The sequence below is a fragment of the Pseudomonas sp. EA_105y_Pfl2_R69 genome, assembly GCF_963970915.1.
In the GTDB taxonomy this organism is placed as follows: Bacteria; Pseudomonadota; Gammaproteobacteria; order Pseudomonadales; family Pseudomonadaceae; genus Aquipseudomonas.
In genome coordinates this window covers 44,866-70,017 of sequence record NZ_CAXAOO010000004.1, presented here as the reverse complement: position 1 = coordinate 70,017, position 25,152 = coordinate 44,866, and the positions used below count along the sequence as shown (strand labels likewise).

Annotated in this window: 22 protein-coding genes; 15 read left to right on the top strand and 7 right to left on the bottom strand. The window is 61.4% G+C overall.

The annotated features are described in order from the left end of the window. The first annotated feature begins 91 nt into the window (after positions 1-91). The gene (locus AACY13_RS12440) at positions 92-2,011 is read left to right on the top strand and encodes an ATP-binding cassette domain-containing protein (protein ID WP_339461899.1); all 1,920 of its coding nucleotides are present in this window, start codon (positions 92-94) and stop codon (positions 2,009-2,011) included. Positions 2,012-2,071: 60 nt separating this feature from the next. Further along, positions 2,072-2,758, top strand: a complete 687-nt coding sequence (locus AACY13_RS12435; RefSeq protein WP_339461898.1) for a DUF6901 family protein — start codon at positions 2,072-2,074, stop codon at positions 2,756-2,758. A 28-nt stretch (positions 2,759-2,786) separates the two neighbouring features. Here the strand turns inward: AACY13_RS12435 and AACY13_RS12430 are convergent, their stop codons facing one another. After that, positions 2,787-3,227, bottom strand: coding sequence for a universal stress protein (locus tag AACY13_RS12430; protein WP_339461897.1), 441 nt, complete (start codon positions 3,225-3,227; stop codon positions 2,787-2,789). Positions 3,228-3,315: 88 nt separating this feature from the next. Here AACY13_RS12430 and AACY13_RS12425 point away from each other — a divergent pair, with 88 nt between their 5' ends. Beyond that, positions 3,316-3,750, top strand: a complete 435-nt coding sequence (locus AACY13_RS12425) for a hypothetical protein (protein ID WP_339461896.1) — start codon at positions 3,316-3,318, stop codon at positions 3,748-3,750. A gap of 280 nt (positions 3,751-4,030) precedes the next feature. On the opposite strand, the gene AACY13_RS12420 is transcribed toward AACY13_RS12425, so the two are convergent. Beyond that, positions 4,031-4,849 (bottom strand): hypothetical protein, encoded by an 819-nt coding sequence (locus AACY13_RS12420; protein ID WP_339461895.1) that lies wholly within the window; start codon positions 4,847-4,849, stop codon positions 4,031-4,033. Between the two features lie 488 nt (positions 4,850-5,337). On the opposite strand from AACY13_RS12420, the gene fadB reads away from it, so the two are divergent. The 6 genes from fadB to AACY13_RS12390 all read left to right on the top strand — a co-directional run bounded on the left by fadB (position 5,338) and on the right by AACY13_RS12390 (position 12,651). Continuing rightward, the gene (gene fadB, locus AACY13_RS12415) at positions 5,338-7,485 is read left to right on the top strand and encodes a fatty acid oxidation complex subunit alpha FadB (protein ID WP_339461894.1); all 2,148 of its coding nucleotides are present in this window, start codon (positions 5,338-5,340) and stop codon (positions 7,483-7,485) included. A 30-nt stretch (positions 7,486-7,515) separates the two neighbouring features. Beyond that, positions 7,516-8,691: an acetyl-CoA C-acyltransferase FadA gene (gene fadA / locus AACY13_RS12410; RefSeq protein ID WP_339461893.1), complete on the top strand. Its 1,176-nt coding sequence runs from the start codon at positions 7,516-7,518 to the stop codon at positions 8,689-8,691. Between the two features lie 86 nt (positions 8,692-8,777). Next, complete coding sequence (locus tag AACY13_RS12405) at positions 8,778-9,014, top strand: DUF1653 domain-containing protein (protein ID WP_339461892.1); 237 nt, start codon at positions 8,778-8,780, stop codon at positions 9,012-9,014. A gap of 125 nt (positions 9,015-9,139) precedes the next feature. Further along, the gene (gene topA / locus AACY13_RS12400; protein ID WP_339461891.1) at positions 9,140-11,749 is read left to right on the top strand and encodes a type I DNA topoisomerase; all 2,610 of its coding nucleotides are present in this window, start codon (positions 9,140-9,142) and stop codon (positions 11,747-11,749) included. Between the two features lie 71 nt (positions 11,750-11,820). Continuing rightward, positions 11,821-12,339 (top strand): DUF6586 family protein, encoded by a 519-nt coding sequence (locus tag AACY13_RS12395; RefSeq protein ID WP_339461890.1) that lies wholly within the window; start codon positions 11,821-11,823, stop codon positions 12,337-12,339. 78 nt (positions 12,340-12,417) lie between these two features. Continuing rightward, positions 12,418-12,651: a hypothetical protein gene (locus AACY13_RS12390; RefSeq protein WP_339461889.1), complete on the top strand. Its 234-nt coding sequence runs from the start codon at positions 12,418-12,420 to the stop codon at positions 12,649-12,651. Positions 12,652-12,763: 112 nt separating this feature from the next. Here AACY13_RS12390 and sulA read toward each other — a convergent pair whose 3' ends face one another. Further along, positions 12,764-13,237 carry an SOS-induced cell division inhibitor SulA gene (gene sulA, locus AACY13_RS12385; protein ID WP_339461888.1) on the bottom strand — a complete coding sequence of 158 codons (474 nt, stop codon included), beginning with the start codon at positions 13,235-13,237 and terminating at the stop codon, positions 12,764-12,766. 10 nt (positions 13,238-13,247) lie between these two features. Continuing rightward, positions 13,248-13,859, bottom strand: a complete 612-nt coding sequence (gene lexA / locus AACY13_RS12380) for a transcriptional repressor LexA (protein ID WP_339461887.1) — start codon at positions 13,857-13,859, stop codon at positions 13,248-13,250. A 272-nt stretch (positions 13,860-14,131) separates the two neighbouring features. Here lexA and AACY13_RS12375 point away from each other — a divergent pair, with 272 nt between their 5' ends. The 4 genes from AACY13_RS12375 to AACY13_RS12360 all read left to right on the top strand — a co-directional run bounded on the left by AACY13_RS12375 (position 14,132) and on the right by AACY13_RS12360 (position 17,227). Continuing rightward, on the top strand, positions 14,132-14,839 hold the full coding sequence (locus AACY13_RS12375) for a TetR/AcrR family transcriptional regulator (protein WP_339461886.1): 708 nt from the start codon (positions 14,132-14,134) through the stop codon (positions 14,837-14,839). Positions 14,840-14,934: 95 nt separating this feature from the next. After that, positions 14,935-15,459 (top strand): L,D-transpeptidase, encoded by a 525-nt coding sequence (locus tag AACY13_RS12370; protein WP_339461885.1) that lies wholly within the window; start codon positions 14,935-14,937, stop codon positions 15,457-15,459. A 21-nt stretch (positions 15,460-15,480) separates the two neighbouring features. Beyond that, the gene (nagZ, locus tag AACY13_RS12365; protein ID WP_339461884.1) at positions 15,481-16,479 is read left to right on the top strand and encodes a beta-N-acetylhexosaminidase; all 999 of its coding nucleotides are present in this window, start codon (positions 15,481-15,483) and stop codon (positions 16,477-16,479) included. Positions 16,480-16,489: 10 nt separating this feature from the next. Then, a complete protein-coding gene (locus tag AACY13_RS12360; protein WP_339461883.1) occupies positions 16,490-17,227 on the top strand; it encodes an S-methyl-5'-thioinosine phosphorylase in 738 nt (245 codons plus the stop codon). A 54-nt stretch (positions 17,228-17,281) separates the two neighbouring features. Here the strand turns inward: AACY13_RS12360 and AACY13_RS12355 are convergent, their stop codons facing one another. Both AACY13_RS12355 and mfd read right to left on the bottom strand, forming a co-directional pair. Continuing rightward, positions 17,282-17,821, bottom strand: coding sequence for a CsiV family protein (locus AACY13_RS12355; protein ID WP_339461882.1), 540 nt, complete (start codon positions 17,819-17,821; stop codon positions 17,282-17,284). 11 nt (positions 17,822-17,832) lie between these two features. Continuing rightward, a complete protein-coding gene (mfd, locus tag AACY13_RS12350) occupies positions 17,833-21,270 on the bottom strand; it encodes a transcription-repair coupling factor (protein WP_339462340.1) in 3,438 nt (1,145 codons plus the stop codon). A 146-nt stretch (positions 21,271-21,416) separates the two neighbouring features. Here mfd and AACY13_RS12345 point away from each other — a divergent pair, with 146 nt between their 5' ends. After that, the gene (locus AACY13_RS12345; protein WP_339461881.1) at positions 21,417-22,883 is read left to right on the top strand and encodes a glyceraldehyde-3-phosphate dehydrogenase; all 1,467 of its coding nucleotides are present in this window, start codon (positions 21,417-21,419) and stop codon (positions 22,881-22,883) included. A 95-nt stretch (positions 22,884-22,978) separates the two neighbouring features. On the opposite strand, the gene AACY13_RS12340 is transcribed toward AACY13_RS12345, so the two are convergent. Further along, entirely contained in the window at positions 22,979-23,539 is a 561-nt protein-coding gene (locus AACY13_RS12340) for a chalcone isomerase family protein (RefSeq protein ID WP_339461880.1), read from the bottom strand. Between the two features lie 272 nt (positions 23,540-23,811). On the opposite strand from AACY13_RS12340, the gene AACY13_RS12335 reads away from it, so the two are divergent. Beyond that, positions 23,812-25,149, top strand: a complete 1,338-nt coding sequence (locus AACY13_RS12335) for a Na(+)-translocating NADH-quinone reductase subunit A (protein WP_339461879.1) — start codon at positions 23,812-23,814, stop codon at positions 25,147-25,149. Positions 25,150-25,152 lie beyond the last annotated feature (3 nt).

Sequence of the window (25,152 nt, the reverse complement as noted above, 5' to 3'; positions counted from 1 at the left end):
CAGCGAACCGGGTCAGACGTGTTTCGGCGCGTCTATACCGGGCCTTTGCGCTGTCAGTCGTTGCCACCTGTCGTACTTGTTGAGGCACACCATGACCCTGCTCAAATTCACCGATGTTTCCCTGGCCTACGGCGCTATGCCGCTGCTGGACAAGGTTTCGTGGCAAATTGCCCGCGGTGAGCGGGTGTGCATCATCGGCCGCAACGGTACCGGCAAGTCGAGCATGATGAAGCTGGTCAAGGGCGATCAGAAGCCCGATGAAGGCTCGGTCTGGCGCGCCCCGGGGCTGAAGATCGGCGAGTTGCCCCAGGAATTGCCCCTGGCCGACGAGCGGACCGTGTTCGATGTGGTCGCCCAGGGTCTGGACGGCGTCGGCGAGCTACTCGCGCAATACCACCACTTGGCGCAGCACTGTGTCACTGAGGCCGATCTGGACAAGCTGATGCATGTTCAGCAGGACCTTGAGGCCCGTGATGGCTGGCGCTTGCAGCAACTGGTCGACAGCACCCTGAGTCGCCTGCAGCTGCCTGCCGACAAGACCCTGGCCGAACTGTCCGGCGGCTGGCGGCGCCGTGTGCTGCTGGCCCAGGCGCTGGTCTGCGAGCCGGATCTGCTGCTGCTCGACGAGCCGACCAACCACCTGGATATCGGTGCCATCGCCTGGCTGGAAGAGGCACTGAGCGGTTTCCAGGGGGCGGTGCTGTTTATCACCCACGACCGTTCCTTCCTGCAGAACCTGGCCACGCGCATTCTCGAGCTGGATCGCGGCGGCCTGATCGACTGGAACGGTGATTACGCCAGCTTCCTGGTGCACAAGGAGGCCACCCTGGCCGCCGAGGAAACCGCCAACGCCCTGTTCGACAAGAAGCTCGCCCAGGAGGAGGTATGGATTCGCCAGGGCATCAAGGCCCGTCGCACCCGTAACGAAGGTCGTGTGCGTGCCTTGAAGGCCCTGCGCGTGGAGCGCAGCGAACGTCGCGAGCGCACCGGCAAGGCCAATATCCAGCTGGAAACCGCGGACAAGTCCGGCAAGCAGGTGATGGTGCTGGAGGATGTCAGCTTTGCCCATGCCGACGGCCCGTTCCTGGTCAAGGACTTCTCCATGGTGCTGCAACGCGGCGACCGCATCGGCCTGCTCGGGGCCAACGGTACCGGCAAGACCACGCTGCTCAAACTGATGCTCGGCGGCCTGCAGCCGACCCGCGGCACGGTGAAGGAAGGCACACGCATCGACGTGGCTTACTTCGATCAGTTGCGTCACCAGCTCGATCTGGAAAAGACCGTGATCGACAACGTCGCCGAAGGCCGCGACTTTATCGAGATCGACGGGCAGAACCGTCACGTATTGAGTTATCTCGGCGATTTCCTGTTCAGCCCGCAGCGCGCGCGGACCCCAGTCAAGGCCTTGTCCGGCGGCGAGCGCGCGCGCCTGCTGCTGGCCAAGCTGTTCAGCAAACCGGCCAACCTGCTGGTGCTGGACGAACCGACCAACGATCTGGACGTGGAAACCCTGGAGCTTCTGGAAGAGGTGTTGCTGACCTTCCCCGGCACCGTGCTGATGGTCAGTCACGACCGGGCCTTCCTCGACAATGTGGTGACCAGCACCCTGGTCTTCGAGGGCGAAGGCCGGGTGCGCGAATATGTTGGCGGCTACCAGGACTGGCTGCGCCAGGGCGGTTCGCCGCGCCTGCTCGGTGTCGGCGAAAGCAAGGCCGGCAAGCCCGAGCTGGCCTCGGCGGTGGTCGAGGCCCCGGTTGCTGCGGAGCCCGTGGCCGTGCCGGCAGCGGCCAGCAAGAAAAAACTGAGCTACAAGCTGCAGCGCGAGCTGGAGGCCATCCCGGGGCAGATCGATAGCCTGGAACAACAGGTGGCCAGCCTCGAGGCGCAGATCGGCGACCCGCAGTTCTATCAGCAGCCTGCGGAGAACACCGCAGCGACCCTGGCGCGTTTGCAGGCTGTGCAGCACGAGCTGGAGCAGTTGGTCGAGCGCTGGGCCGAGCTGGAAGGCTAAGCCTCGGTAAGCCTGTCGCATACCTTCACACAGAACATCAAGAAGTCTGGCGGAGCATCCATGGCCATCGAGTACCGCATTACCCTCGACGACGATCACCAGTTCAGCTATCGCATCGAGCTGGACCGTGCCTATGCCGTGGAGGCCGTCCAGGCCGCGCCGGCCTGGGCCCGTCTGGGGCATCAGCAGTGCAGTAACTGCCCGCTGAGCAAGGACAATTTCAGCCATTGCCCGGCAGCGGTCGATCTGCACCGGGTGATTGAGGACTTTCAGGGCTTGCCGGCGTTCAAGAAAGCCGCGGTCTGGGTGCGTACGCCGGAGCGCGAGTACACCAAGCTGGTGAGCCTGGAAGAGGCCCTGCGTTCGCTGCTTGGGGTGATCATGGCCACCAGCGCCTGCCCGATACTGGGCAAGCTACGGCCCATGGCGCAGAATCATCTGCCTTTTGCCAGCAATCAGGAGTTCACCCTGCGCACCGTGTCGCTGTACCTGAGCCGGCAATATTTCAATTTTCGTGAAGGCCGGCATGCCGACTGGGAGCTGAAGGGGTTGGTGCGCATGTTCCAGCAGTTGCAGCTGGTCAATCAGGCCTTCTGGCAGCGGATTCACGACACCTGCGAGGGCGACTCCAACCTCAAGGCCTTCCTGACCTTCTTCTCGATGTCGTCGAGCATGAGCTACTCGCTGGAAACCCAGTTGCAGAAGATTCGCCCGTTGGTCATGAGTTCGGGCGAAACGCCTGATTGATGTGCGTCGAATGGTGCCGGAAACGGCGTTATTCGGCCTTTTTCAGGCGCACGGCGAGGACATCGCAAGGGGCACCGTGGAGTACGTCGTTGGCGGTGGAGCCGAGTAACAGGGCCAGGCCGTGACGACCATGGCTGCCGACAATGATCAGGTCGCAGCCTTGCTCCTCGGCCAGGCGGTGGATTTCCTGGCGCGGCTGGCCATAGGCGAGATGTCGGTGGTCGGCGGTCACTGTCGGATATTTGCCGGCAAAGCTGTCCAGGCGTTCGCGGGCCTGGTCGAATTGCTGCTGCTGGAGCATCGACAGATCCATCGGTACGTCGCCGCCGAAGGCCATGGCCATGGGTTCGACTATATGCACCACGGACAGGCGGGAACCACTGGCAGCTGCCAGCTTCTGGGCACGGTGCATGACCGGGTCGCATTCTTCGGTGAGGTCGACGGCAACCAGAATATGCTGGTAGGGCATGGGTGACTCCTTAATAAAGGACGGTTGAATAGCTCAAGTATGGCTGTCCTGAGCGCTGATGACAGGCTTTTGCCTGCGAGATAAGTATATGAGTCCTTGGATACCTTTAGTGCTGGTGGCGATCGCCCTCAGTCCGCTGGCAGCGCTGCTGCCGTCACGCCGCCAGCGTGGGCAAATGGATGTGCGATTGCAAGCGCGACGCATGGGTGTGGCCATGCAGCTGATGCCGCAGGACTGGCCCCATTGGCTGGCGCAGTTGCCGCCGAGCCCGTGCCCCCAGTATCACAGTGCGCGGCGTGGGCGGCAGGATAGCTGGTGTTACTGGCAGGGCGAGCCTGGCCAGTGGTTGAACAAATGGCGTGAGCCTTGCGAGGACGGCGCGCTGTTGGCGCAGTTGCTCGAATTGCCGGCGGACGTGTTCAAGGTCGAGGCGAGCACGAAGATGGTTGCGCTCTGCTGGGGTGAGCGGGGTGGTGAAGAGGCGCTGCAGCGGATTGCCGACTTTCTGCAGCTAAGGGCTTGAGTATAAGCAAGGCGGTGTAGCCATTGCGTGTTAAGGCGGGCGAGAGGCCGTGGTTTGCTCGCGGTCGCCCAGGTCGTGTGTGCCAGAAATTCGTCACCTGCATTGCTGTGTGTCTACGCAGGCTGCAAATCCCGGTGCGCACAGCGCACCTACAGCTTGTCCTCGCAGGGCAGCGTTCGGGCCTGCCCTTATGCAACACATCCAAAAGAAAGCCCAGCGCAAGCGCTGGGCGAGAGACGGCCAGGCAGGCCGGTAAAGCGAATGCTGTGGCTGTGGTGCTTCAGAGCTGGCTGGCGGCGTACTGGCTGGCGATCTCTTCGCTGCCCTGAATAATGGTTTCGGCGTATTTGTTGACCAGGAAAGGCACGCTGTTTTCGTTGTAATTGATCAGCGAGTTTTCAATATAGCGCCATTTGGTCGCTACGTTGCCCCAGGATTGCCGAAGTTGTGCGCTGTTCTTCGGTTCTTTCTCCAGTGCGCTGAGCTTGCTGGCGAACTCATTAACCAGCTCCTCGATCGGCCGGCTTTCGCCACCCCCCATAAAGGTTGCGCCCACCGAGGCACTGCGCGATGCGTAATCGACGGCGATGGCCTGCATCAGCAGGCTTTGCTCGCGGCTGCGCTGGGTCATTGGGCTCACTGCGTAGGCGCTCTCCTGCTGCAGCTTGTTGTACAGCTCAAGACCCAGGGCCATAAGCTGGCTGTTGCTGTCCGCCAGGTCGGCCACCGGCTGCAGGTCGGTGAAGCCATTGGTCTTGAGGGCGACGGTCAGGTTGTTCAGATCTAGCTGATAGCCTTGCCATTGCTGCTCGAGCTGGGCGCGCAGGGCCCTGGAGCCGTCCCCCGGCATGTCGGTGAGCGCATTCAGATGGGTGCTGACCGCTGCCCGCGACTCGTTGATCATCCGCTCGTAGCGTTGATCGCCTTCCATGCCGTTGAACATATAAAAATCCCCCAGGCTTTTTTGCGCCGCCAGACGTAGTTTATGCAGCTGGAGCAGCTGGTTGGCCGGCTCTGCGGCTTGGCTTGCAAGGCTCAGCAGGGGCAGGGTGATTGCGAGCAGGGTGCTCAAGGCGCTGGCAAGCAGGCGGCTCGACATGGGGGAACTCCGTGCGCCCGCGTTGGTGGGCGCTAGCTGATTGTTATTGTTGTGGCTGCGGCCGCTCTGGAGCGGCTGTATGGCGGCGACTGTACCCGCAGGCCGGGGATTTTTCCAGGCATTCGGCGGAAGTCGCAGCAATGCCATGCTTGCGCCGAATGAGCGGATATCGATGCCAATGATCGCCTGTTCTCTGCAGAGTTTGCGCAGCCGTTACCTGCGCCGAAACGTAATTTTTTGTACGGCGCGCAAGCCCTAACAGGCTAATTGACAAGTTGGGGCTTTTCCTTGATGGTGTGCACACCCAAATCAAACGGGCGTATGAATTGAGCGTTTGTCTTCTAAGGCACCGCCTTTACAGCCCGATTATCGCGTCGGTGGGTGTGCCAGGCTGATTGGGGCTACTCTGAGGCGGCTATAGCCGTTGAGTAGCTTGCTGGTTGGCTCCGATGTGTACTGTTCAGCTTCCATACCGTGGAGATCAGTTGATGATTTACGAAGGTAAAGCCATCACGGTTAAGGCTCTTGAGAGTGGCATCGTCGAATTGAAATTCGACCTCAAGGGTGAATCCGTCAACAAATTCAACCGTCTTACCCTCAATGAACTGCGTCAATCCGTTGATGCGATCAAGGCTGATGGTTCGATCAAGGGCGTGATTGTCACCAGTGGCAAAGACGTATTTATCGTCGGTGCCGACATCACCGAGTTCGTCGACAACTTCAAGTTGCCGGACGCAGAGCTGGTGGCTGGCAACCTCGAAGCCAACAAGATCTTCAATGATTTTGAAGACCTCAATGTTCCGACCGTAGTCGCTATCAATGGCATCGCCCTGGGCGGTGGTTTTGAAATGTGCCTGGCGGCGGATTACCGCATCATGGTCGAAAGCGCCAAGGTCGGTCTGCCGGAAGTCAAACTGGGTCTCTACCCGGGCTTCGGCGGCACCGTGCGTCTGCCACGGGTTATCGGTACCGATAACGCCGTCGAGTGGATCGCTGCCGGCAAAGAAAACCGCGCTGCCGATGCTCTGAAAGTGGGCGCTGTGGATGCCGTTGTGGCCGCCGACAAGCTCCAGGCCGCAGCACTGGACCTGGTCAAGCGCGCCATCTCCGGCGAGCTGGACTACAAGGCCAAGCGTCAGCCCAAGCTGGACAAGCTCAAGCTCAACGCCATCGAGCAGATGATGTGCTTCGAAACCGCCAAGGGTTTCGTCGCCGGTCAAGCCGGCCCGAACTACCCGGCCCCGGTTGAAGCCATCAAGACCATTCAGAAAGCCGCCAACTTCGGTCGCGACAAAGCGCTGGAAGTGGAAGCTGCCGGCTTCGTCAAGCTGGCTAAAACGCCGGTTGCTGCCAGCCTGATCGGCCTGTTCCTGAATGATCAGGACCTGAAGAAGAAAGCCAAGCAGTACGACGAAATCGCCAAAGACGTGAAACTGGCTGCCGTACTCGGTGCCGGCATCATGGGCGGCGGTATCGCCTACCAGTCCGCTTCCAAGGGCACCCCGATCCTGATGAAGGATATCCGTGAAGAGGGTATCCAGATGGGCCTGGCCGAGGCTTCCAAATTGCTGGGCGGCCGCGTTGCCAAGGGTCGTATGACTCCGGCGAAGATGGCCGAGGCCCTCACCGCCATTCGTCCGACCATGTCCTATGGCGATTTCGGTGCTGTCGATATCGTTGTCGAAGCGGTCGTCGAGAACCCCAAGGTCAAGCAGATCGTGCTGGCCGAAGTGGAAGGCGTGGTTAAAGAAGACGCTATCCTGGCGTCCAACACCTCGACCATTTCCATCAACTTGCTGGCCAAGGCCCTCAAGCGTCCGGAAAACTTCGTTGGCATGCACTTCTTCAATCCGGTGCACATGATGCCGCTGGTTGAAGTGATTCGTGGCGAGAAGTCCAGCGAAGTGGCCGTGGCCACCACCGTTGCCTACGCCAAGAAGATGGGCAAGACCCCGGTCGTGGTCAACGACTGCCCGGGCTTCCTGGTCAACCGTGTGCTGTTTCCGTACTTCGGCGGTTTCTCCAAACTGCTCGAATTCGGCGTCGACTTCGTGCGTATCGACAAGGTCATGGAGAAGTTCGGCTGGCCGATGGGCCCGGCGTACCTGTCCGACGTGGTCGGTATCGACACCGGTCACCACGGCCGTGACGTGATGGCTGAAGGCTTCCCGGATCGCATGGCGGTTGAAGGCCGTACTGCGGTTGACGTGATGTATGAAGCCGATCGCCTGGGTCAGAAGAACGGCAAGGGCTTCTACTCGTACGAAATGGACAAGCGCGGCAAACCGAAGAAGGTCATCGACCCGCAGGCTTACGAGTTGCTCAAGTCCATCGTCACCGAGCAGCGTGAAGTGACTGATGAAGACATCATCAACTTCATGATGATTCCTCTGTGCATGGAAACCGTGCGTTGTCTGGAAGACGGCATCGTCGACACCGCTGCTGAGGCCGATATGGGCCTGATCTACGGCATCGGCTTCCCGCCGTTCCGCGGTGGTGCGCTGCGTTACATCGATACCGTCGGAGTCGCTGAGTTCGTTGCCCTGGCCGACAAATATGCCGAGCTGGGCGCGCTGTACACCCCGACTGCCAAGCTTCGCGAAATGGCCGCTAATGGCCAGAAGTTTTTCGGTTAATCGCGCAACGACTAGAGCGAGAGTGAATTTATGAGCCTGAATCCTAGAGATGCAGTCATCGTCGACTTCGGTCGTACCCCGATGGGTCGTTCCAAGGGCGGCATGCATCGCAACACCCGTGCCGAAACCATGTCGGCCAACCTGATCAGCGGCGTGCTGGCACGTAACACCAAGGTCGATCCGGCCGAAGTGGAAGACGTGATCTGGGGCTGCGTCAACCAGACCCTGGAGCAGGGCTGGAACATCGCGCGCATGGCGTCGCTGATGACCCAGATCCCGCACACAGCTGCTGGCCAGACTGTGAGCCGCCTATGCGGCTCGTCCATGAGCGCTCTGCACACTGCTGTGCAGGCGATCCAGACCGGCAACGGTGACGTGTTCGTCATCGGCGGTGTGGAGCACATGGGCCACGTTGGCATGATGCACGGCGTCGATCCAAACCCGCACCTGTCGCTGTACGCGGCCAAGGCCTCGGGCATGATGGGTCTGACTGCTGAAATGCTTGGCAAGATGCATGGCATCAGCCGTGAGCAGCAGGATGCCTTCGGTGAGCGTTCGCACCGTCTGGCGCAAAAGGCCACCGTCGAAGGCAAGTTCAAGGATGAAATCATCCCGATGCAAGGCTACGACGAGAACGGCTTCCTCAAGGTATTTGACTACGACGAAACCATTCGTCCGGAAACTACCCTGGCAAGCCTGGCTGCACTGAAGCCTGCGTTCAACCCGAAAGGCGGCACCGTGACGGCGGGTACTTCCTCGCAGATCACCGACGGCGCTTCCTGCATGATCGTCATGAGCGCCCAGCGCGCCCAGGACCTCGGCATTCAGCCAATGGCCGTGATTCGCGCCATGGCGGTGGCCGGTGTCGATCCGGCGATCATGGGTTACGGTCCGGTACCCTCGACCCAGAAAGCCCTCAAGCGTGCCGGCCTGAGCATCAATGACATCGACTTCTTCGAACTCAACGAAGCCTTCGCTGCCCAGGCCCTGCCTGTGCTGAAGGACCTGAAAGTGCTCGACAAGATGGAAGAGAAGGTCAACCTGCATGGCGGCGCTATCGCCCTGGGTCACCCGTTCGGTTGTTCCGGTGCACGTATCTCCGGTACCCTGCTCAACGTGATGAAGCAGAATGGCGGCACCTTCGGTGTGTCGACCATGTGCGTAGGTCTCGGCCAAGGCATCACCACCGTCTTCGAACGCCTGTAAGCTTTACTGGCTGTAAGAAACGGAAAAACCGGGGCCAGGTGCCCCGGTTTTTGTTTATCAGCAGAAAATCTTCAAGGAATTCACTCATGCAATTGCAGTCTGGCCTCTACCGCCACTACAAAGGCCCTGAATACCGGGTGTTTGGCGTAGCCAAACATTCCGAAACGGAGCAGTCGATGGTGGTCTATCAGGCGCTGTATGGCGAGTTTGGCCTGTGGGTGCGACCGTTGGAGATGTTCTGCGAAAGTGTCGAGGTGGACGGCGAGAAGGTTCCGCGTTTTGCTCTGATCCAGGCGGAAAACGCCGTTTTTACCAAGTCTTGAGCTGATATCGGGCCATTGCTGCCCTTGACCTCGGCTTAACCACCACTATATATAGCGGTGCCGCGCTAGCAGGCAGCAACACGCCTCCCGCATTTATTTATCGAATTTCAGGAATTTTCCAATCCATGGGCAAATCGCTGGTCATCGTGGAATCCCCGGCCAAGGCCAAGACCATCAACAAGTACTTGGGCAACGAGTACGTGGTGAAGTCGAGCATCGGCCATATCCGTGACCTGCCTACCAGTGGTTCGGCGAGCACGGCCAAGGAACCGGCCAAACGCGGCAAGGCCGCTGCCGGCGAAGTGCCGGCGCTGTCACCCAAGGAAAAGGCCAAACGCCAACTGTTTGCCCGTATGGGGGTCGATCCCGAGCACGGCTGGAAGGCCAAGTACGAGATCCTTCCGGGCAAGGAGAAGGTGGTCGAGGAGTTGCGCCGCCTGGCCAAGGATGCCGACACCATCTATCTCGCAACCGACTTGGACCGCGAGGGGGAAGCCATTGCCTGGCACCTGCGCGAATCCATCGGTGGTGACGACAGTCGTTACAAGCGCGTGGTGTTCAACGAAATTACCAAGAAGGCGATCCAGGAAGCGTTTTCCAAGCCCGGCGAGCTGGATATCAATCGGGTCAACGCCCAGCAGGCCCGGCGTTTTCTCGATCGTGTAGTGGGTTACATGGTCTCGCCGCTGCTGTGGGCCAAGATCGCCCGCGGCCTGTCGGCCGGCCGTGTGCAGTCGGTGGCGGTGAAGCTGGTGGTCGAGCGCGAGAAAGAAATTCGCGCCTTCGTCCCGGAAGAGTACTGGGAAGTGCATGCCGATCTGGGCACTGCCAAGGACGCCACGGTGCGCTTTGAAGTGGCGCGCGAGAACGGTGCGGCCTTCAAACCGCTGAACGAGGCCCAGGCCATGGCGGCCCTGGCTACGCTGAAAGCCTCCAGTTACAGCATCAGCAAGCGCGAAGACAAACCGACCAGCAGCAAGCCTTCGGCACCCTTTATCACCTCCACCCTGCAGCAGGCGGCCAGTAATCGCCTGGGCTTCGGGGTGAAGAAGACCATGATGATGGCCCAGCGTCTGTATGAGGCCGGCTACATCACCTATATGCGTACCGACTCGACCAATCTCTCGGCCGATGCCGTGACCATGGTGCGTGACTTTATCGAGGGCGAGTTCGGCAAGAAGTACCTGCCGGCCAATCCTATTGCCTATAGCAGCAAGGAAGGGGCCCAGGAAGCGCACGAAGCGATTCGTCCTTCCGACGTCAACCTCAAGCCGACCCAGCTGTCCGGCATGGAGCGTGACGCCGAGCGCCTGTACGAGCTGATCTGGCGTCAGTTCGTGGCCTGCCAGATGCCGCCGGCCGAGTACCTGTCGACCACGGTTACCGTGACAGCGGCGCAGTTCGAACTGCGCGCCAAGGGCCGCATCCTCAAGTTCGACGGTTACACCCGGGCGTTGCCGCAGTTGAGCAAGCCGGGCGATGACGATGTGTTGCCGGAAATGAACCAGGGCGAAGTGCTCGAGCTGATCAAGCTCGATCCGAGCCAGCACTTCACCAAGCCGCCGGCGCGTTATTCGGAAGCCAGCCTGGTCAAGGAGATGGAAAAGCGTGGCATCGGTCGCCCGTCGACCTATGCGGCGATTATCGGCACCATCCAGGATCGCGGTTACGTGGCGCTGCACAACCGCCGTTTCTACTCCGAGAAGATGGGCGACATCGTCACCGAACGTCTGGCCGAGAGCTTCTCCAACCTGATGGACTACGGCTTTACCGCCGGCATGGAAGAGCACCTGGACGATGTGGCCCAGGGCGAGCGCGAGTGGAAGCATGTGCTCGACGAGTTCTATGGCGACTTCAAGAAGAAGCTCGAAGTGGCCGCGGCGGGCGAGGGCGGCATGCGTGCCAACCTGCCAACCCTGACCGATATCCCTTGCCGTGATTGCGCTCGGCCGATGACCATCCGTACCGCCTCAACCGGGGTCTTCCTCGGTTGTTCCGGTTATGCCCTGCCGCCTAAAGAACGCTGCAAGGCCACGGTCAATCTGGTCCCGGGCGACGAAATTGCCGCGGACGACGAGGGCGAGTCCGAATCTCTGGTGTTGCTCGGCAAGCACCGCTGCCCGATCTGTTCGACCGCCATGGACGCCTACCTGCTGGATGAAACCCGCAAGTTGCATATCTGCGGTAATAACCCCGATTGCGCGGGTTATGAGGTGGAGCAGGGCCAGTACCGGATCAAGGGCTACGAAGGGCCGAGCCTGGAGTGCGACAAGTGCGGTAGTCAGATGCAGCTCAAGACCGGGCGTTTCGGCAAGTTCTTCGGCTGTACCAACAGCGAATGCAAGAACACCCGCAAGCTGCTGAAAAGCGGTGAGGCCGCGCCGCCGAAAATGGATCCGGTGAAGATGCCGGAGCTCAAGTGCGAGAAGGTCAACGACACCTATATCTTGCGCGACGGCGCTTCGGGGCTGTTCCTGGCTGCCAGTCAGTTTCCGAAGAATCGCGAAACCCGCGCGCCGCTGGTGCAGGAGCTGATCCCGCACAAGGATGAGATCGATCCCAAGTACCACTTCCTCTGCGATGCGCCGAAGAAAGATCCGCAAGGCCGCGCCGCAGTGATTCGCTACAGCCGCAAGACCAAGGAGCAGTACGTGCAGACCGAGGTCGATGGCAAGCCCACCGGTTGGCGTGCTTTCTACGATGGCGGCAAGTGGAAGGTGGAAGACAAGAGCTGATCTGACTAAGTGCGCGCCCGTGAGCTGCGGGCGCGCGTATGCTTAATCGATCCGTTGTGGAGGATGCCGCCATGGCCCATGAACTCTATACCCGTACCAATCAGAAAATCTTCTACGCCGGCCTTGCGCTCGAATCCTGGCGCAAGGCCGAGTTGGGTCAGAGTGTCAATGCCTTGGCCCTGATTCAGGCTGAGCGCGAGGCTGCGCTGTTTCATCTGTATGGAGCCTTGCTAGGCCTGTGTCATGAGATCGCCGGCTATTACCGTTTGCCGGATAGCGCGGCAGCGCAAGCCGAGCGCTTTCTCACCGAAGAGGTGTTGCAGGCGGCACCGAGTCAGGAGCTGGGCGAACTGGTCGAGCTGGCGCGGGCAGCGGACAGCTGGGTCGCGCAGTTGCTCAAAGCCTATGCCGAGCTGTTTCAGCCACCGCAGGCCGGCAAGAAGGCCAAGGTCGATCCCGCCACCCCACTGATCACGGCGGTCAGCCTGGATGAGGATGCGGCACCTCTGGCACGGGAAACCCTCGAGGCCTGGCGTCAGCAGCTGAAGGCTTTGGCGCAGCGCTTTCGGCATACCCTGAGCGAGTGGTAACCGGCTGATTGGACCGGCGGACTAGGGCGAGCCCGGGTCGGCTGTTACAATAGCGGCCTTTCGTGGAGAGCCAAGCCAATGCCTACATCATTCCTGGAAATTGTCGAGCTGCCCGACGGACGCATTGCCCTGCGTCGTGCAGAGGATGAAGAGTCGTTGGTGGTGCTGGATTTTTCCGACGGTGCCAAGGCGTTCCTGCAAGGCCAGCATGTCGAGGTGGCCAAGGCCATGCTCAATGTCGGTGTGCAGATGGCCGGCCGTCTGGCGGAAAACAACTTTCAGCATGAAGAGGGGCCGCGGGTTCTGCATTGATTGCAGAATTCTTCCGGGCTCCGAGCCAGCACGCGCTGTTCGCGTTAGATAATTCCCGCATCCGCTTGCTGCTGGCTGACACGCACAGTCCCTGTGCCTTATCTCTGGTCAATCATCCCAGGCTGATATTCAGGCTTTGCGCCTTGCCCTGACGTGCGGCCTGCTCAAGCCGTTGCCGCGCCTGGCGTTCGAGCGGGTGCAGCCAGCTGACCACGGTGTGGCTGCGGCCCAGTTTCAGAGCCTGTTGCGCCAGTTCCAGCGCGCTTTGTTTGCCACTTGGGTGGAGCAGCAGAATACGTTCGCGGTTCAGGCCCGCCTCGCGCAGCCAGGTTTGGGTGAGGCTCGAGGGCGGGGCGATCAGGGTCAGCCAGCGTTCGTCGTGGTTTTCGCTGAGCTCACGCAAGATCGGCGCGAGAAGGTTCAGGCAGTGCCCGGCTGCACCACGCAGCGACAGTTCACTGAACGCCTCTGTCTCATCCTGCCAGGGCAGTTCGGTGCCATCGGCAAGCAGTGGGTTCACCGTTGATGCCAGAAACGCATCGAACAGGGGCAGCTGTGTGTGGTCCAGGGATTGTGGGAACTGCATAGATCCTCCACTAGCGGCGGATAACGCCGACGCTCAAGCCTTCAATAATCAGATCCTGTTCTTCCAGGTTCACTTCGATCGGGGCGAATTCGGGGTTCTCGGCCATCAGCCAGACCTTGTTGCCTTCACGTTTGAAGCGCTTGACCGTGACTTCGTCGTCGAGACGCGCCACCACCACCTGACCGTTGCGGGCTTCGCGGGTGGTGTGCACGGCCAGCAGGTCGCCATCGAAGATGCCGATGTCCTTCATGCTCATGCCTCTAACGCGCAGCAGGTAATCCGCCCTGGGGTGAAAGAACTCCGGGTTGATTCGGCAGGACTCTTCAACATGCTGTTGAGCGAGGATGGGGGCCCCCGCAGCAACCCGGCCAATCACCGGCAGGCCTTCTTCTTCCTCGGCGTTGGGTTCGAAGCCGGGAATACGGATGCCCCGCGAAGCCCCGGGGGTCATTTCGATGGCCCCTTTGCGGGCCAGGGCCTTGAGGTGCTCTTCGGCCGCGTTGGGTGATTTGAAACCCAGTTTCAAGGCGATTTCTGCACGGGTTGGCGGGTAGCCATTGTCTTCCAGGCATTGTTTGATAAAGGCGAGAATTTCAGCTTGGCGCGGCGTCAGTTTGAGCATGGCTGTCTCTGTTTTTTTGTACAGTGACTGGGATTATATACAGTGATCTGGCGTTGGCAATCATTCTGTGCCGATCTCTACTGAGTAAAGCGCCATTGAGCTTGTATAGTGAGGCGCTGTTACCTGGCCGATCTGGCGTTCGTCTAGCCAGTGTCGGTACAGTTTTGCTCGGCACACGTGACTGCTCAGCCACAAGATGGTTTGCCCGACTTGACAAGGCGGGCGGCTGAAACGTATGTTTCAAACAAGTGTTTGTTCAGATGAAAAGAGTCATGGCCCAGTCGGAAACCGTTGAACGCATTCTCGATGCAGCAGAGCAGTTGTTTGCGGAGAAAGGTTTCGCCGAAACTTCGCTGCGCCTGATCACCAGCAAGGCCGGGGTCAACCTGGCGGCGGTGAATTACCACTTCGGCTCGAAGAAGGCCCTGATCCAGGCGGTCTTCTCACGCTTTCTCGGTCCCTTCTGCTTAAGCCTCGAGCGTGAGCTGGATCGCCGCCAGGCCAAGCCGGAAAGCAAGATTCCGTTGGAAGAACTGCTTGAGTTGCTGGTTGAGCTGGCCTTGGCGGTCAAGCCGCGCAGCGGCAACGACCTGTCGATATTTATGCGCCTGTTGGGGCTGGCTTTCAGCCAGAGCCAGGGCCATCTGCGCAAGTACCTGGAAGAGGTGTACGGCAAGGTATTCCGTCGCTATATGCTCCTGGTGCACGAAGCCGCTCCACGGATTCCGCCGCTGGAGCTGTTCTGGCGGGTGCATTTCATGCTGGGGGCTGCGGCGTTCAGCATGTCCGGGATCAAGGCGTTGCGGGCCATGGCGGAAACCGATTTCGGGGTCAATACCTCGATCGAGCAGGTCATGCGCCTGATGGTGCCTTTCCTGGCGGCCGGTATGCGTTCGGAAACCGGGCTGAGCGACGAAGCCCTGGCCAGTGCCCAGCTCAAGCCGCGGACCAAAACGGCAGCCGCTTCCGGCAAAGTCTGAAGGGGCCTGGTGGGCCTGGCGGGCGATCCGCCAGGGGCTGTGGGGCAGCGACGCGGCTTGTGTTGATGCTGCGTCAGCCCCTAAGCTAGCCGCCCATGGCAACTCTCGATTTTCTGCATATCTCCCTGGCCGATCAGTGCCTGTACGGCTTTGCCGACGGGCAGCTGTTGTTGCGCCTGAAGGTTTCCACCGCGCTCAATGGTCCGGGCGAGCGCAATGGCTCCGGCTGCACGCCGCGCGGCCTGCATCAGGTGCGGGCGAAGATCGGCGAGGGCTTGCCGTTGGGGGCCGTGCTGCGTGGGCGGCGTTGGACCGGCGAGGTCTGGTCGGCAGACTTGCACGGGCAGTTTCCCGGACGCGACTGGATTCTCAGTCGTATCCTCTGGCTCAGTGGCTGCGAGCCTGGGCGTAATCGGCTGGGCGAGGTCGATACCTTTCGCCGTTATATTTACCTGCACGGCACACCGGATACCGAGCCCATGGGGGTGCCGCGTTCCCATGGTTGCGTGCGCCTGCGCAATAGCGACCTGCTGGTATTGTTTTCCCAGGTGCCGGTGCATTGTGCCGTGCGCATCGACGAGGCCCCGTGCCCGCAGTGGGCGGCTGCGCCTCTTATTTAAGGATGGGTTGTGAGTTCAAGCATGCAAGGTTCACTGATGCTGGATATCGCCGGCACCTGGCTGACGGCCGAGGATCGACAGATCCTCCGTCAGCCCGAAGTCGGCGGTCTGATTCTGTTCGCGCGCAATATCGAAGAACCGCGCCAGGTGCGCGAGCTGGCTGCGGCCATCCGTGCCGTACGCCCCGATCTGCTGCTGGCGGTGGATCAGGAAGGTGGGCGGGTGCAGCGCTTGCGTCAGGGCTTTGTGCGTCTGCCGGCGATGCGCGCGATTGCCGATAACGCCAATGCCGAAGTTCTGGCCGAGCATTGCGGCTGGATCATGGCCCGCGAGGTTCTGGCGGTCGGTCTGGACCTGAGCTTCGCGCCGGTGCTGGACCTCGATCACCAGCGTAGTGCGGTGGTTGGCAGTCGCGCCTTCGAAGGCGATGCGGCGCGTGCCAGCGACCTGGCCGCGGCCTTTATCTGCGGCATGAACGCGGCGGGCATGGCGGCGACCGGCAAGCACTTTCCCGGCCATGGCTGGGCCGAAGCGGATTCCCATGTGGCCATTCCGCTGGATGAGCGCAGCCTCGAGCAGATCCGTGCAGTCGATCTGCTGCCTTTTGCCCGCTTGAGCCGGCAGTTGGCGGCGGTGATGCCGGCCCATGTGATCTACCCTCAGGTAGACAGCCAGCCGGCGGGTTTCTCGCGGCGCTGGTTGCAGGATATTCTGCGCGGCGAGCTGGGTTTTACCGGGGTGATTTTCAGCGACGACCTGTCCATGGCCGGGGCTCATGTGGTCGGCGATGCGGCGTGCCGTATCGAGGCGGCGCTCAGCGCCGGTTGCGACATGGGCCTGGTCTGCAATGACCGTGCTGCGGCGGAGTTGGCGCTGGGAGCTCTGCAGCGCCTCAAGGTGTGTGTACCGCAGGGATTGGCGCGCATGCGTCGCCAGGCCTTTCCGGGTGTTGAATATCGGCGGGACCCGCGCTGGCTGGAAGCGGTTGGCGCGTTGCGTGCCGCGCAATTAATCGATTGAGGAAGATTGGATGACTGTTTACGCCATTATCGGTGGTACAGGCCTGACCCGCCTGGATGGCCTGACCATCACTGCGGCATTGCATCTGGATACGCCCTATGGGGCGCCTTCCGCACCTGTGCTCAAGGGCGAGTATGCCGGGCGCGAGGTGCTGTTCCTCGCCCGCCACGGACACCCGCACCGGATACCGCCGCATCAGGTGAACTACCGCGCCAATCTCTGGGCGCTGCGCGAGGCTGGGGCCAAGGCGATTATTGCGGTCAATTCGGTGGGGGGGATTCACCCGGCCATGGTCACCGGACACTTCTGTCTGCCGCACCAGATCATCGATTACACCAGCGGGCGTGAGCACACCTTCTATGAGGGCGAGCTGGAGCATGTGACCCATGTGGACTTCAGCCACCCCTACGATGCCGGCCTGCGCGGCAAGCTGGCGCAAGCCCTGAGCGCTGAGCGCTGTGGGTTCAGCAGTCACGGCCTGTACGGTTGCACCCAGGGACCGCGCCTGGAGACGGTGGCCGAGATCGCCCGCATGGAGCGCGATGGCTGCGATATCGTCGGCATGACCGGCATGCCGGAAGCGGCGCTGGCCCGTGAACTGGCTCTGCCATACGCCTGCCTGGCTTTGGTGGTAAACCCGGCGGCGGGCAAGTCCGCGGCGCTGATTACCATGGCGGAAATCGAGCGCGCCCTGGATGAGGGGATGGGCAAGGTGAAGACCGTCCTGGCCCGCGTGCTGACCAGCTGAGTCGGTGTCGATGGAGTAAGCAAGGGCCGCGCAATGCGGCCCTTTTTTATGCGCTTAGAGTGGGCTGACGCGAATCAGCAGGCCCAGGCTGCCGTTATCGATAAACGTCAGCTCGCCGCTTTTCAGGCGGCGGCTCTGCTTGATTCGTTCGCTTTCGCTGAGCAGGCCGCTCTGGTCGAACTGGTTGACCCAGATATCGCTGTCGAGCTCGATCAGGCTATCTCCGCTAAGGCTGATGCGGCCCTGTACCGGGTAGTGGCCGAACTGCTCGTTGCCAGTGCTGATGGCGACGCTGCTGGTCGAGTCGCCGAGGCTCTGTGACCAGGCCTGGTGCAGCAGCACCTGATAACCGTTGGCAGGGTTGAGCTTGCTCGCCTCGCTAGTCAGTGCTGGGGCGCGACTGCTGCTGGCATCGACCGGCAGGGCGTTCTGAGCCCAGTCGTCCGGCGGCAGTTGGCCGCCTGAACCATTTTCGCCGGACTGGCGGAAGACGATCACCTCCACCTGATAGAGGCGCTCGGCCAGTGCCGCGCTGCTGCCCAACAGGCTAAGCAGGATAAGCGGCAGCAGGGCCAGGGTGCGGAGTGCGCGCATGGGTCGATCCTTTAGGTAGAGGGTGTCAGGCGCTCGAACAGCGCTTCGAGGGTGTTGAAGCGTTCTTGTGCACGTTCCATGGGTACCTGGAACTTGAACAGGGTGGCTCCTTCGAACTTGTAGCGGGTCGGCGCGCCCTGGATCAGGCGAATCAAGGTCAGCGGGTCGACGCAGGTGTCGGCGGCGAATTCGAGACGGCCGCCTTGCGGGCCGGCGTCGACCTTCTTGATTCCGAGTTTTTCTGCCAGCAGCTTGAGCAGGGTGATGCGCACCAGATTCTTGGTCGGCTCCGGCAACAGGCCGAAGCGGTCGATCATCTCCACCTGCAGCTCTTTCAGGCCATCCTCATCGGCGGCGTTGGCGATGCGTTTGTAGAGGATCAGGCGGGTGTGCACATCCGGCAGGTAGTCCTCGGGAATCAGCGCGGGGACCCGCAGGTTGATCTCCGGGCCGCCACCGAGGGGCTGGTCGAGGTTGGGTTGCTCACCCTTGCGGATGGCTTTCACCGCCCGTTCGAGCATTTCCATATAGAGGGTAAAGCCCACCGCCTGGATCTGCCCGCTCTGGCCGTCGCCGAGCAGTTCGCCGGCACCGCGGATTTCCAGGTCGTGGGTGGCCAGCAGAAAACCGGCCCCGAGGTCCTGGGCACCGGAGATGGCCTCCAGGCGCTTCTGCGCGTCGTCGGTCATTTGCTTGCGCGGCGGGGTCAGCAGGTAGGCGTAGGCCTGGTGGTGGCTACGGCCGACGCGGCCGCGCAACTGGTGCAGCTGGGCCAGGCCGAACTTGTCGGCGCGCTCGATGATGATGGTGTTGGCGCTCGGCACGTCGATGCCGGTTTCGATAATGGTCGAGGCGATCAGCACGTTGAAGCGCTTATGGTAGAAATCGCCCATCACCTGTTCCAGCTCACGCTCGCGCATCTGCCCGTGGCCGATGCCGATACGCGCTTCCGGCACCAGTTCAGCCAGCTCACTGGCGCATTTCTCGATGGTTTTCACATCGTTGTGCAGGTAGTACACCTGGCCACCGCGCAGCAGTTCGCGCAGCAGGGCTTCCTTGATCGTCGGGTTGTTCTGCTCCATGACGAAGGTGCGTACCGACAAACGGCGCGCCGGCGGCGTGGCGATGATCGACAGGTCGCGCATGCCGGCCACCGCCATGTTCAGGGTGCGCGGGATCGGTGTGGCGGTGAGGGTGAGGATGTCGACTTCGCTGCGCAGGGCCTTGAGCTGTTCCTTCTGGCGCACGCCGAAGCGGTGTTCCTCGTCGATGATCACCAGGCCCAGGTTGCTGAACTTGACGTCGCCCTGCAGCAGCTTGTGGGTGCCGATGACGATATCCACCTTGCCCTCGGCCAGTTGCTGCATGGCCTCGGCGACTTCCTTGGCGCTCTTGAAGCGGCTCATTACCTCGACCTTCACCGGCCAGTCGGCGAAACGGTCGCGGAAGCTGTTGTAATGCTGTTGGGCGAGCAGGGTGGTTGGCACCAGCACCGCCACCTGTTTGCCGCCATGCACGGCGATAAAGGCGGCGCGCATGGCCACCTCGGTCTTGCCGAAACCGACGTCGCCGCAGACCAGGCGATCCATTGGCTTGGCGGCCAGCATATCGTCATGCACGGCCTCGATGGCGGCCTGCTGGTCGGGGGTTTCCTCGAAGGGAAAGCCGGCGCTGAAGGTGGCGTAATCGGCCATTGGGTCGGCAAACGCATAGCCTTCGCGGGCGGCGCGGCGGGCGTAGATGTCGAGCAATTCGGCGGCGACATCGCGCACCTGTTCGGCGGCCTTGCGTTTGGCCTTCTGCCAGATTTCCGAGCCGAGACGGTGCAGCGGGGCCAGGGCGTCGTCGCTGCCGGTGTAGCGCGCGATCAGGTGCAGGCTGGCCACCGGCACATAGAGTTTGGCTTCCTCGGCGTACATCAGGGCGAGGAATTCGGCGGCCTGGCCTTCGATTTCCAGGGTGATCAGGCCCAGGTAGCGGCCCACACCATGGTCGATATGCACCACCGGCGCACCTTCGCGCAGCTCGGTGAGGTTCTTGATGACGTTATCGCCACCGTCGCGGGATTTTTCGCGACGCCGGCGCTGCATCACTCGTTGGCCGAACAGCGGGCTTTCCGCCACCAGAGCCAGGTCTTCGAGCAGCAGGCCGTCGTCCAGTGGTGCGATGCAGATGCCCAGGCGCTGCTTGCTGGCGGTAAACGCCGGCCAGCTGTCGAACTCGTTGGGCTTGAGCTTGAGCCGCGCCAGCAGTTCCAGCAGTACCTCGCGGCGTCCCGCCGACTCGGCGCAGAACAGCACGCGGCCGGGGTAGTCCTCGACAAAGCGCCGCAGCGAGGCCAGGGGCTCGCTGGCCTTGGCCTGGATCGCCAGGTCTGGCAGTGCTTGGGCACTGAAGCGGGTGCGGCCGACTCCTTCCTCTATATCGTCCTGGCTGACCACCACCCGCGGCCAGTCTTTCAGGCGGGCGAAGCAGTCTTCCACCGGCAGAAAGATATCGGCCGGTGGCAGCAGTGGGCGCTCGGGGTCGACCCGGCGCTCTTCATAGCGGTTGCGTGCGTCGCTCCAGAAGTGTTCCGCGGCCTTTTCCACCCCCGGCAGGGAAAACACCTGGGTGTCCTGGGGCAGGTAGTCGAACAGGGTGGCGGTTTCTTCGAAGAACAGCGGCAGGTAGTACTCGATACCGGCCGGGGTGATGCCGGTACTGAGGTCCTGATAGATCGGGCAGCGGCGGAAATCCACGTCGAAGCGCTCGCGAAAGCGCCCGCGGAAATCGGTGACGGCCTTTTTCTCCAGGGGAAACTCCTTGGCCGGCAGCAGTTTGATCGACTCGACCTTGTCGATCGAGCGCTGGGTCTCCGGGTCGAAGGTGCGCAGGGTCTCGATTTCGTCATCGAACAGATCGATGCGATACGGCTGCTCGCTGCCCATCGGGAACAGGTCGATCAGCGCGCCGCGTACCGCGAACTCGCCGTGCTCGTACACCGTATCCACGCAGCGATAGCCGGCGGCTTCCAGGTTGCCACGCATCTGGTTGACGTCGAGGCGCTGGCCGACCTGCATGACCAGGCTGCTGCCGAGCAGGAAGCGCTTGGGGGCCAGGCGGTGTAGGGCCGTGGTGATCGGCACTACCAGGATGCCGTGCTTGAGTTCGGGCAGACGGTAGAGGGCTGAAATGCGCTGGGAGATGATGTCCTGGTGCGGCGAGAACAGGTCGTAGGGCAGGGTTTCCCAGTCGGGAAAGTGCAGCACCGGCAGGCTCGGGGCGAAGAAACTCAGCTCTTCCTGCAGGCGTTCGGCGCTCTGGCTGTCGGCGGTCAGTAGCAGGGTGAAGCGACGGGCGGCGCTGGCGGCTTCGGCAATCGCCAGGCTCAGTGCGGCACCGGGCAGGTTGCCCCAGTGTTGTTTTCCGGCGGTGGCCGGCAGGGACGGCAGACGCAGTACGGGCACGGTCGGTTCAGACACGGGCGGCTCACAGTCGTGGAACGAAGTCGCCGATTGTAGCGGGCGTTTATGTCCGGTGTCAGTTGCGACAGTCGTGCATTGCTCATGCAGGCATGCGCCGTCATAATGTAGCCCCTTTTTTCAGCCCCTACATGTGGAAGGTACTGCCCGTGACTCAGAAGCCCGACCAGTGTCTCGGTGAGTGGATCGATCGAGAAGCCCTTGCGGAAGCGATGATTCCGATGATTGGCCAGCTCTACCGTAACAACAACGTGGTCACCTCGATCTTCGGACGTGGTCTGATCAACCGTTCGGTGATCGATATTCTCAAGGCCCACCGTTTCGCCCGTCACCGCCTGGTCGGCGACAGCGAACTGTCGGTGCACGATACCTTCCTGGTGCTCAAGGCCATGAGCGAGCTCAAGCTGGGCGCAGCCTCGGTGGACCTGGGCAAGATGGTCAGCAAGTTCAAAGCTGAAGGCCAGGCTCGCAGCATCGAGCAGTTCGTCAAAGACGAGTTGGTTGAAGTGGCTGGCAAGCAAAACAGCGAAGCTCGTGAAGGCACCGACGTGGTGCTGTACGGCTTCGGTCGTATCGGTCGCCTGCTGGCACGCATCCTGATCGAGAAAACCGGTGGCGGCGACGGCCTGCGTCTGCGCGCCATCGTCGTGCGCAAGGGTGCGAGCAACGACCTGGTCAAGCGTGCCAGCTTGCTGCGCCGCGACTCGGTGCATGGCAAGTTCGATGGCACCATCACCATTGACGAAGAGAACAGTACTCTCACCGCCAACGGCAACCTGATTCAGGTGATCTACGCCAAGTCGCCGACCGAAGTGGACTACACCCAGTACGGCATCAAGAACGCACTGCTGGTGGATAACACCGGTGTGTGGCGTGATGCCGATGGCCTGAGCCAGCACCTGGCCTGCCCGGGTGTCGATCGCGTGGTGCTCACCGCGCCGGGCAAAGGCGCGCTGAAGAATATCGTGCACGGCATCAACCACAGCGAAATCACCGCCGACGACAAGATCATCTCGGCCGCTTCCTGTACCACCAACGCCATCGTGCCGGTGCTGAAGGCGATCAATGATCAGTACGGCATCATCAATGGTCACGTGGAAACGGTTCACTCGTACACCAACGACCAGAACCTGATCGACAACTTCCACAAGGGCGACCGCCGTGGTCGTAGCGCGCCGCTGAACATGGTGATCACCGAAACCGGTGCCGCCACTGCCGCCGCCAAGGCCCTGCCGGTGCTGAAAGGCAAGTTGACCGGCAATGCCATTCGCGTACCGACGCCGAACGTGTCGATGGCCATTCTCAACCTCAATCTTGAGAAGGCTACCACCCGTGAGGAGGTCAACGAGTATCTGCGCCAGATGGCCATGCACTCGGACCTGCAGAAGCAGATCGACTTCGTCAGCTCCCAGGAAGTGGTATCCACCGACTTCGTTGGCTCGCGTCACGCCGGTGTGGTCGATGCCGAGGCCACCATCGCCAACGACAACAGGGTCGTGCTCTATGTCTGGTACGACAACGAGTTCGGCTACAGCTGCCAGGTGGTGCGCGTGATGGAAGACATGGCCGGGGTCAACCCGCCAGCTTTCCCGCGTTAAACGCCAGCGGTAGAACAAGAAACGGGAGCTTCGGCTCCCGTTTTTTATTGCTGCAGAAAATACCTTGGTCTAGCGGACTCGCTGGCCTTGGGGCGTTACTGTGCGAACAGTTGGCTACGCAGTGTGTCCGACAGGCCGTTGGGGGCCAGCCAGATGCCCAGGTATGCCCTGGCCAGCTCCGGGTCCTGGCTGGTGAAGGCGACTTCGCCATTGCGTTCCAGGCTCAGGCCGTTATCCGGGGTGAAGTTCAGGGCGTAGCGGTCACCGGGTCGGATGTCCTCGAATTTGTCATGCAGGGCCTCGAGATCGGTGCGCAGGCGCTCGAGGGTGGTGGCGGGGTGCTGCCGGGCGAGGGTAGTCCAGGCGGCCTTGATCAGGTCTTCGCGGTCGATCTTGCGAAAGTAGTAGAGCTCCAGGCGCTGCTTGAGCGAGCGACTGAAGGCCTGGTTGGCGCTGACCTGGGCTGGGGCGTAGAAGGCCGCGGCGTAGACATCGATCCACAGGTAGGTGAGCACGCTCTGGTTTTTCCGCTCCAGGCGCTCCTCGCTGAGTGTGCGCTGGGCGGCAAAGTTGGCTTCTTGCAGGCGCTCGCCGGTGTTGGCCAGCAGTTCGCCGCTGAGCAGTAACAAGGTGGCAAATACCAGTATTCGGCGCATGGTTTGACTCCTGCGGATGGGGTAATCCTGTGTCGCCCCAGCGGCTGTTTCAGTCAAGTAGGCATCTGTAGCCATCTGTTACCGAAAAGTCAAAAAAAGCAAGCGCTTGGGTGGTCAGTGGCAGGGGGGGTCTTTATAATCAAACGGATTTTTTTCCCGCGTTCGACATCATAAACAGCGCCTATAATCCCAGCGGCGCTGTTCTGCATATTAAGCATGCCGATGTCGCCCGTATTCTAAAAAAGCTTATAAATCAGTGGTTAGGCAAACCTATGATCAAAATTAAACATGGGCTCGACTTGCCCATAACAGGCGTGCCGGCGCAACGTATCGAGGCTGCAAGGCCGGTACGTAGTGTCGCCGTCATAGGCTTCGATTATCACGGTATGAAGCCTACGATGGAGGTTCAGGTCGGTGATCGGGTCAAACTTGGCCAGATCCTCTTCTCTGACAAGAAGACTCCGGGGGTGTTTTACACGGCTCCCGCAGCCGGTGTGATCGGCGCTATTCACCGTGGTGAGAAGCGTGTGCTGCAGTCCGTGGTGATCGATGTCGACGGCGATGAGCAGGTTACCTTTGCTCATTTCCCAGCCGATCAGCTGGGTGCTGTCGGCGATGCCGGCGTGCGTGAAACCCTGCAACAATCGGGTCTGTGGACCGCTTTTCGGGCGCGCCCGTTCAGCAAGGTGCCGGCCGTGGATGCGCAGCCCAGCTCGATCTTCGTAACCGCGATCGATACTCACCCGCTGGCAGCCGATCCGGCTGTAGTGATTGCCGAGTACGCCGCAGACTTTGAGCATGGTCTGCAGGTCCTTGGCAACCTGGGCAAGATCTTCCTGTGCAAGGCGGAAGGGGCCAAGTTGCCCGGCGAGCAGTTGGCTCACGTGCACAGCGAAACCTTTGCCGGGCCGCACCCTGCCGGGTTGCCGGGTACCCATATCCACTTCCTCGATCCGGTCAACGCCAGCAAGAGCGTGTGGACGATCAACTATCAGGACGTGATTGCCATTGGCAAGCTGTTCACTACCGGGCAGCTCTGGACCGAGCGCGTGGTCGCGCTGGCCGGTCCGGTGGTCGAACAGCCACGTCTGCTGCGCACCCGCCTGGGCGCGAGCCTCGCCGAGCTGACCGCGGGTCAGCTGCAGCCGGGGTTCAATCGGGTGATTTCCGGTTCGGTGCTGGGTGGTCGTACTGCCCAGGGGGCCTTTGCCTTCCTCGGTCGTTACCACCTGCAGGTGTCCTGCCTGGCTGAAGGCAATGACCGCGAGATGCTGCATTACCTGCGTGCAGGGGTAAACAAGCACTCGGTGCTCAATGTGTTCGTGTCCAAGTTGATGGCGGCGAAGCAGTTTGCCTTCTCCACCACGACCAATGGCAGCCCGCGTGCCATGGTGCCGGTGGGAAACTACGAAGAAGTGATGCCGCTGGATATCTTGCCGACCCAACTGCTGCGCTACCTGATCGTCGGCGACACCGAGATGGCTCAGAAGCTGGGCTGCCTCGAACTCGACGAAGAAGACCTGGCACTGTGCACCTATGTGTGCGCCGGCAAATACGAATATGGCCCGATCCTGCGCGATAACCTCGCCCGCATCGAGAAGGAGGGTTAAGTC